Below are 7,743 nucleotides of genomic sequence, written 5' to 3' on the forward strand. Positions count from 1 at the left end.
TCCATCGCGTTGAGGAGAGCCCCTTTTGCCCATTTTTCAGCCGATGATCCGCTACCTCAAGTCTCGCGAGCTGTTCGCTGGCATCGACCGTATGCCGGCATTGGGCACGCCGGTTAGCGCGCGGACGTTCGAGGTCACTAGTCCATCGACCGGCGAATTGCTGGCCGAACTCCCCGACATGGGTGTCGAAGAAACGCGCGCCGCCATTGACAAGGCCCATTGCGCACAGCCTGGGTGGGCAGCCCTGACGGCCCGGGAGCGCAGCGATATACTCTGGCGCTGGCACCAACTAATCGTGGATCACGCCGACGACCTCGCTGCCATTCTCACCGCAGAGATGGGCAAGCCACTCGCCGAAGCGAAGTCGGAGGTAACCCATGCGGCTGCGTATCTGCAATGGTACGCTGAAGAGGCCAATCGCATCTACGGGGAAACGATCTCTGCACCATCAACAGACCGCCGCATGCTGGTGATCAAGCAGCCGATCGGCGTCGTTGGTACGATCACGCCATGGAATTTTCCCGCCTCCATGGTTGCGCGCAAGATTTCGCCGGCTCTCGCCGCCGGCTGCACAATCGTGCTGAAACCTGCTGAACAGACGCCACTCGTGGCAGGCGCTATGTTCGCCCTGGCCCAGCTGGCCGGTTTTCCCGAAGGCGTGGTCAACCTTATCTACGCTTCCGAAGGCGACGCTATCGGCCGCGAACTCTGCTCCAACGCCAAGGTCCGCAAGATCAGCTTCACGGGCTCGACCGAGGTCGGCCGGCTCCTCATGCGTCAATGCTCGGACCAGATCAAGAAAGTCAGCCTTGAGCTCGGCGGAAATGCGCCTTTCATCGTCTTTGACGATGCAGATATCGATGCTGCCGTTGACGGTGCGATCCAGGCGAAATTCCGCAATGCCGGCCAGACTTGCGTTTCTGCAAATCGCCTTTACGTCCAATCCGGCGTCCACGATGAGTTCGTCGAAAAGCTCGCCGAAAAGGTTTGCCAGCTTTCAGTCGGTGACGGCTTCGATCCGGGGGTGTCCATTGGGCCGCTCATCGACAAACGCGCTCTGGCAAAGATCGAATCCCATATCGCCGATGCCGTTGCGAAAGGCGGAATCGTTCGATGCGGGGGCGATCGCGTCGGTATGGAAGGCACACTTTTTCAACCGACTGTCCTCACCGAGGTTTCTCGCGCGATGACAGTGGCGCAGGAGGAGACCTTCGGACCCCTAGCACCTATCATTCGCTTCCAAGATGCGGATCAGGTTGTCCGCGAGGCCAATGACACAATCTACGGGCTCGCAGCCTACTTTTATGCCTCCAACCTGAAACGCGTGTGGCGCGTGGCCGAAGCTTTGGAATATGGCATGGTGGGCATCAATACAGGACGAATGTCCTCGGAAGCAGCTCCTTTCGGAGGAATGAAGCAATCCGGCATCGGGCGGGAGGGGTCCCGCCATGGGCTCGAGGACTACCTCGAAATGAAATATCTCTGTATGGGCGGAATTTGAAGCAGGGCACGCGCCGGCCGAAACAGGGGTCGGAGCCGGGCTCGTCTTCGGCCGCGAGGGGACGGGGGCTTTGTAGAGCTGAACGGAAAAAGCAGACTCACCTGTTACGTGATAACCACATACTGGTGATAAGAAAGCTTAGCGGTAGGCAAGGCCGGCTCTGAAACAGGAAGCCAGATTGGCAAACAACCAACATATTTCGTACGATTTGTATCAGCCCGGCCAGAACTACGACGGGGTAACATCCAAGTTCAAAGAGCTTGGGAACTGGGCCAAAATCCACAAGTCTTTCTGTATGTGAACCCGTCCTATACGGCCAGCCATGCGGCGGCGCACGTCTGGTCCGCTATGCATACTCGCAATACGTATATGTCGTCGACGCCATGAACAACGAAGCGGCATGCACAATCTGTCGGACGATGCTACCAACTATATTAAGAACCAGTGGTACAAGTAGTCCTTTTCGTCATTTCGCCCTTGTAACGAACCTCATTTTTCTTCACGTTCTCGGCATCGACAGAGGGGCCGCAGAACGAACCCATAGCGGAGATCCGCGCCAAGAGCTCGGATCGATGAAGTAGTCGCTCAAACGTGCGCTTCACCGGCAAGACGCGCAACGGATCGCCCGATGCAAACCCGTGTTAACGGGGTCGAAATGGTAGCAGCGGTCGTAGCAATGGGGGTAGAAGTACACTGGCGCGGCGGCCCGGCGGCTGACACCACGCCGGCGCCCGGACCGCTTGTGCGACGTGGGGCCGGCCACCCCGGTAATAGAGCTACAGGGCGACCAGCTCGGCGAGCTTGGCCGCGACGTCTGCCATCAGACTTTCTGCAGTACTCAGCCCGCTTCGCGAACCGAGCAGGGGGCTGACTTCGCGGAGAGCTTCGTACGTCGTGTCGTGCACAATGGGGACGAGCAGGTCACGCGCTAGGAGTGCCGATAATTCTTTGTCGGCGATGCCCTCTCCTTGGAGGCGGCGCAGCAGCGCAGGGGTCACCAGCACGATCCCGACTCGCGACTTCGTCGCCCTTGTCGATTTCGCGGAGCAACCGCGTGCCGAGGGCGACGTCCTTCTCGCTGAACCAGACCGAGACACCGCGCAACTCGAGCAGATCGTGCAGTTCCGTGGCGGCCCCTCTCCGGTCGTCCCACGCATGGCAGAGAAAGACGTCCCGAAGGTCAGGCCGGGGCGCTCGCTTTTCGACGCTGTCGCGGACCGGCGTGAGTGCCCGCACCTCGGCAAGCGTGTACGCCACGGGCGAACCGGCTCGCGACCATCTCGGCCAAGGAGCCGCTTGCCGCCCTTTTAGGCCTTCGATCCGTTTGCGATGAATGGCGGCTTTCGAAAGTCAGAGAAAGACTTGGTAACGGCCGATTATAGGCGCGAAGCGGGCCAAATGGGTTCATCCAAACCGCGGTTCTTGCAAAAACCCTCTCGGCAATATAGCCCCACAAACGGCACAAACGGGACGTTAATGGAAAATGAAAGCACGATGACTGCATCCGACGAGCAGCACGACAACGCCGACTTGGTATCACTCTCCGCCGACATAGTTTCTGCATACGTGTCGAATAATCTGATACCAGTCCCGGAAAACGTAACCCGTCGTTGTTGGTACAATCCTCGCGTTCCGCCAGACATGGAGGCATGTCTCCATCGATAGATTCAACTCATCAGCCATCCGCCAGCTAGGCCAATGAACGCGTCTCGGTCCCTGGCCGCTTGGGGTATTTCCAACCGCATCGCACCGAGAAGCATGCGCATGTTGGTAGCGATCAAGTCCGCCAAACTCTTCACCTGACGCTTTTCAAGAGCACCGAGACAGTCCGCGAGGCCTAATGCAATCTCGGACGGATAACGCTGGTGCATGCGTTTGCGTGCCGCAGCACTTTCTATTCCCAGCGCCAGGAGAAACGCATTAAGCTGTTCTGGGGTAACTTCATCGAGCGTTTCCGCCTCACCGATCCTGTAAGCGAGCTCGTCGGTCAGAGTGTCGTCGAGCCTGGTCGGCAAGATATCGTAACGCGGCGCAAAGTGGATTCTGCCTCCAGGTTCATAGAGCAGGGCGAAGTTTTTGCATGTCCATCGTTATTGCCTATCAGGAGATCAAATATCGTGGCCCTGATGAAGGTTTCCTTCGCCTGGGCGGGATCGACCGTCGCCTCAAGTATCCTGCGGATGCCCGAAACGTCGAAGCGCCGGCCTGCCTTGCCACGCCTTTCGTACTTCATCGAGACCGGCAAACCGAGGGCCTGCGCGAAATCCTCCTGATGAAGACGCACGATCCTGTTCTGTCGGTCTCTGCCTCGGTCGAAGCGGGTCACGAGTAGGGTCTCGATCCCGCCAATCGGCACTACAGAGACTTCGGCCGTGTCGAACCCCAGCGCCCCGGAAAGCCTCATCGCCTCGGCCTCATACCGGGCATCCTGCTGATGATCGCGATCGGGCACTTTCAGGATGTGTGTCGTCGGGCCCCCCGATCCCCGCTTCGGCTCGGCAAACCTACCGTCCGGCAGAACAGTCAGGGCTATCTTGCTTTGCACGCCTGCCAAAGGGGACGGATCTTCAGTTCCGTCCGGCAGGCGTTTGCGCTGATGGAGTGCTTCGACGATCGCGATCATGCGATCCTGCGGAATGGGTACATAGTCGCTTTCGTAGTCGCCCGGGACTTTTGTCGGCGGCGATCCTGACGGAAGAACGGAAAGTGCTCCGGCACAGTCTTTTCCAAGGTGATATAGCAGGCCAGCTATGTCATCGCGGGTCAGGCCTTCTCGTGCCAGCACGTCGGTGAGCACGCCGTTGCGCTCCTGCAGAAGGTTGTCGAAGAATGCTCGCGCTATAACGTCACGGTAAGGTTCTTCGGCAAGCGGAAGGGATAGCGATAAGGCGGTCGCATCTGATCTTCGAAGGTAGTCTGCCTTGTAGACGAAGGCGACTGAGCCGTTTTCGTCACGCACGAGGGCGCCGATCGGATCGACGAAACCGTCCAACCGCACATCAAGGGCAAGCACCTCCATTGTATCAGCGCACCTGAGCAAGCAGCGATATGCCGGCTGCTTGCGCGACCTTCAGGACCTTACCCAATTCAAGTGTGGGTTTGCCGTTTTCCAGTTCGGATAAAAACCTGCGCCCCACTCCAGCAAGGTCAGCGAAACTTTGCTGCGAGAGATGTCGGGCCTCGCGGGCGCGCCGGACTAGCCGCCCAATATCTGAGGCAGAGACGATCTCCAGTCCTAAGGTATCCGTCCCGCTATGGCGCGGTGAGGCCGCGCCGGCGTCCTCGTCCTCGTCGTTAGTCTCGCTGCCGCGCAGCAGATAAGCGTCGGGAAGCGTTCTGGGCAGGGCAACCGTGATGAGTTGTGAAACACCAGGAAGCTTCAGGTTGACCTGCGGTATTGCGCCGGTCAGTTGTTTGGTCAGGTCCCCCAGAGCGTTGACGCGGGAAAGTGCCTCGACGGTCCCCGTCGCATTGACTGATTTCCTGATCGTCTCATTACGATGCAACAAGTCCTTGCTGGCCGCTTCGAGCGCTTCACTGGAAGCATTGATGTGTGCGATGTGTTTCGCCAGGTCTTGAGAAGAGGGAATCTGGGAAAGCGCCTTAGCGATCTCTCCCGCCTGCAAAGAGTTCTTGATCGTGGCATTGTGGCGCGACAGGGCCCGAGTGGCGTTTCTAAAGGTATCGTCAGACGATTTGAGATCCGTGAGAAGCTTCGTCAGATTCTGGGCAGGACCCGCCTGCGCAAGCAGCTTTGCGATGTCTGTCGCGCTGCCAGCGCCCGTAAATTGCATTCTTTTGGCCATGCTTTGCTCCCGAGCGGGAACATAGCCTTGCTTCTTCAGACTTTCAAGAAGATTCGCTCCCGAACGGTATCATAGCTCATATTGATCCCGAACGGGTTCAGGCGCTTTTAGTGAGAACATTCTAACGCCGTCTGATACCGTTCGGGTGCATAAGTAGTCGAGGGCCGATTGTCCATGCCTGCGGGCCGACCGTCCGATGTCGGACTGGAGCACGTCGGCGATATTCCTAAAATGTGGGATCGATTTGTCTGGCAGGCTACCAATACATGGTGCATAACAAGTAGAAAGCTCAATTTTTTCAACGGCATGGCGAGAAATCGAAAGACGCTTCCCCCGCCAGTCAATCCCTAAAAAAGGCCGGGAACCATGGGGTTTGGCGATTTTCGCTTAGTGACCAACTAACCAATCTACTAATCAACCGTTCAGGCAGCACAATCACTTCCGATTGTCGCCGTGGGCGGTATTTAATCCGCGCGGGTTTGGGAAAGGGTGTCGGATGATGCGTGGGCGATTTGGCACGATCCCAGCAACATGTTTAGCCAATATGTCGAGGCACGATTGTTCCTAAGACGTTTCTCCCGGCTATCGGCTACGTGATCGTTGAAAAGTCGCGACGGCGCTGGGTGCGAGGTACCATCCCCACCAAGCCCATCCAGTCGTGCAATTGAGGATTGGGGCCGTTTGTGCTTGGATGATCGATGGGCATATGGGAGGGCGACATGAGCGCAAACCAGCAGTCACCTTGGGAACGGTTAGACGCGGCTGCCACGGATCGATTGATCGAGCGGCTTCTCATGGGAGTTGGCCTTGCCGGTATTGTTGCGGTCGTTGCAGTAGCAGTCTGGCTGTACAGCGGCGTTGGTTTCGGCCATTGGTTTGGCTATGTCGTGGCGGTTTTGGTCGCCGCCGGCCTTGCATCAATCCGCATTGGGGGGATAGGCATAGGCCTTTTGGTGACAGCGCTGGCAGCGTTCCTCTTTGGCGTGCTGGGGTTGATTGGCGGTTTGATTTTTACCGTCCTGTTCTTGTTGGCCAGACGGTAGCCCGCAATGCGAATTTCGGATGCTGACTATTACACCTTGGGCCATTTTATCTCCGCAGTCCTAACAAGGGTGCGAGACGGCCAACTGTTCTGCCGGCGAAGGTCGCTCCGCAATAATGCACACGTTGACAGCGTGGGATCGCGAGAACTGGCAAGAATTCGGGCCGTGGATGACGATGATGATGGAACAATGGAAATCCGACGACACCAACCGGACCTAGGATCAGGACCCATTAAATTGCTTGCGGAGGTGGCGATCGCTTGATTCAATGGCAGCGCGAGGAGGCGCTGCCATGAGTGATCTGATCTGGTTGTCGCAGGCGCAGATGCGTCGGATTGAGCCATATTTTCCGCTGTCGCACGGCGTGCCCCGGGTGGATGATCGTCGGGTGATTAGCGGCATCATCTTCGTGATCAGGAACGGGCTGCGCTGGCGGGATGCGCCGCCGGATTACGGCCCGCCGAAGACGATCTACAACCGCTTCATCCGCTGGAGCCGGCTGGGCGTGTTCAACAAGATCTTCTCCGCGCTCGCGGCCAAGGGTGGCAGGCCCGACCAACTCATGATCGACGCCACCCACCTCAAGGCGCATCGGACAGCAGCCAGCCTTTTAAAAAAGGGCCTGTTCCCCGACGTATCGGGCGCACCAAGGGTGGATTGAACTCGAAGCTCCACGCCGTGTGCGATGGCCAGGGGCGACCGCTGATCATGTTGCTCAGCGAAGGCCAGATGAGCGATTACAAGGGCGCGGCCTTGATGCTCGGCACTTTACCCAAAGCCCAATCGCTGCTCGGCGACAAAGGTTACGACGCCGACTGGTTCCGCACCGCGCTGGCCGAGCGCGACATCACTGCTTGCATCCCCTCCAAGACCAACCGCAAAGTGCCGATCCCCCATGACAAGGCGCTCTACCGCCAGAGGCACAAGATCGAGAACATGTTCGGCAGGCTCAAGGACTGGCGGCGCATCCACACCCGCTACGATCGCTGCGCCCACACCTTCTTGTCCGCCATCTGCATCGCGGCAACCGTCATCTTCTGGCTCTGATCAATGAGTCCTGAGCGTAGAAGGCCAGAATTCCTTTGCCGATTTGCGATTGCGGCTAATTCGAATATCTGTTGCTCACTTTAGTCTGGTCATTGAACCACTTTCGGCGAAGCCGATGCCGCGTATGTTGCGGCCAACGCCGCAAACCCATCCGGGTCGGACGCTCTAGCCGTCGCGATAAAGTAAAGTTCCTCGCCCTGCGCCTAATCTAACCCACATCCTCAGCTCGGCTTTGTACGTTCTGGTCAGGTCCAGCTCCAGAAAAGGCTGTTGGTTGCGATGTGGCTGAGCGCCTGATCGAGGGGCAGGACACAGCCGCCCATATCGTCGATGTCTTCCCATTTTC

8 protein-coding genes are annotated in these 7,743 nt (G+C 58.1%); 3 read left to right on the plus strand and 5 right to left on the minus strand.

The window, feature by feature from the left end:
• The first annotated feature begins 43 nt into the window (after nucleotides 1-43).
• Nucleotides 44-1,501: an NAD-dependent succinate-semialdehyde dehydrogenase gene (locus ACFFNA_RS23685; RefSeq protein WP_378922012.1), complete on the plus strand. Its 1,458-nt coding sequence runs from the start codon at nucleotides 44-46 to the stop codon at nucleotides 1,499-1,501.
• A gap of 776 nt (nucleotides 1,502-2,277) precedes the next feature.
• Here ACFFNA_RS23685 and ACFFNA_RS41295 read toward each other — a convergent pair.
• The 5 genes from ACFFNA_RS41295 to ACFFNA_RS23705 all read right to left on the minus strand — a co-directional run bounded on the left by ACFFNA_RS41295 (nucleotide 2,278) and on the right by ACFFNA_RS23705 (nucleotide 5,307).
• Entirely contained in the window at nucleotides 2,278-2,499 is a 222-nt protein-coding gene (locus ACFFNA_RS41295) for a hypothetical protein (protein WP_446685976.1), read from the minus strand.
• Nucleotides 2,423-2,758: a toll/interleukin-1 receptor domain-containing protein gene (locus ACFFNA_RS41300; protein WP_342586850.1), complete on the minus strand. Its 336-nt coding sequence runs from the start codon at nucleotides 2,756-2,758 to the stop codon at nucleotides 2,423-2,425. The genes ACFFNA_RS41295 and ACFFNA_RS41300 overlap by 77 nt, the downstream gene beginning before the upstream one ends.
• A gap of 410 nt (nucleotides 2,759-3,168) precedes the next feature.
• On the minus strand, nucleotides 3,169-3,516 hold the full coding sequence (locus ACFFNA_RS23695; RefSeq protein WP_378922001.1) for a HipA domain-containing protein: 348 nt from the start codon (nucleotides 3,514-3,516) through the stop codon (nucleotides 3,169-3,171).
• Complete coding sequence (locus ACFFNA_RS23700) at nucleotides 3,489-4,520, minus strand: HipA domain-containing protein (protein WP_378922003.1); 1,032 nt, start codon at nucleotides 4,518-4,520, stop codon at nucleotides 3,489-3,491. Before ACFFNA_RS23700 ends, ACFFNA_RS23695 begins: the two co-directional genes overlap by 28 nt.
• 4 nt (nucleotides 4,521-4,524) lie before the next feature.
• On the minus strand, nucleotides 4,525-5,307 hold the full coding sequence (locus ACFFNA_RS23705) for a helix-turn-helix transcriptional regulator (RefSeq protein WP_206073678.1): 783 nt from the start codon (nucleotides 5,305-5,307) through the stop codon (nucleotides 4,525-4,527).
• Nucleotides 5,308-6,026: 719 nt separating this feature from the next.
• Between ACFFNA_RS23705 and ACFFNA_RS23710 the strand changes: the two genes are divergently transcribed.
• A complete protein-coding gene (locus ACFFNA_RS23710; RefSeq protein ID WP_143748679.1) occupies nucleotides 6,027-6,350 on the plus strand; it encodes a hypothetical protein in 324 nt (107 codons plus the stop codon).
• 292 nt (nucleotides 6,351-6,642) lie between these two features.
• Nucleotides 6,643-7,397 (plus strand): IS5 family transposase gene (locus ACFFNA_RS23715; protein ID WP_378922006.1). Its coding sequence is split into 2 segments (ribosomal slippage): nucleotides 6,643-6,976 and nucleotides 6,976-7,397, totalling 756 coding nucleotides; the frame shifts between segments, so codons are not numbered across the junction.
• Nucleotides 7,398-7,743: the final 346 nt, after the last annotated feature.

The organism is Mesorhizobium kowhaii (assembly GCF_042431665.1).
In the GTDB taxonomy this organism is placed as follows: Bacteria; Pseudomonadota; Alphaproteobacteria; order Rhizobiales; family Rhizobiaceae; genus Mesorhizobium; species Mesorhizobium kowhaii.

What these genes read in the sequence shown, in the direction of transcription:
- ACFFNA_RS23710 (WP_143748679.1), top strand. Translation starts at nt 6,027, where the DNA reads ATGAGCGCAAACCAGCAGTCACCTTGGGAACGGTTAGACGCGGCTGCC.
- ACFFNA_RS23700 (WP_378922003.1), bottom strand. Translation starts at nt 4,520, where the DNA reads ATGGAGGTGCTTGCCCTTGATGTGCGGTTGGACGGTTTCGTCGATCCG.
- ACFFNA_RS23705 (WP_206073678.1), bottom strand. Translation starts at nt 5,307, where the DNA reads ATGGCCAAAAGAATGCAATTTACGGGCGCTGGCAGCGCGACAGACATC.
- ACFFNA_RS23685 (WP_378922012.1), top strand. Translation starts at nt 44, where the DNA reads ATGATCCGCTACCTCAAGTCTCGCGAGCTGTTCGCTGGCATCGACCGT.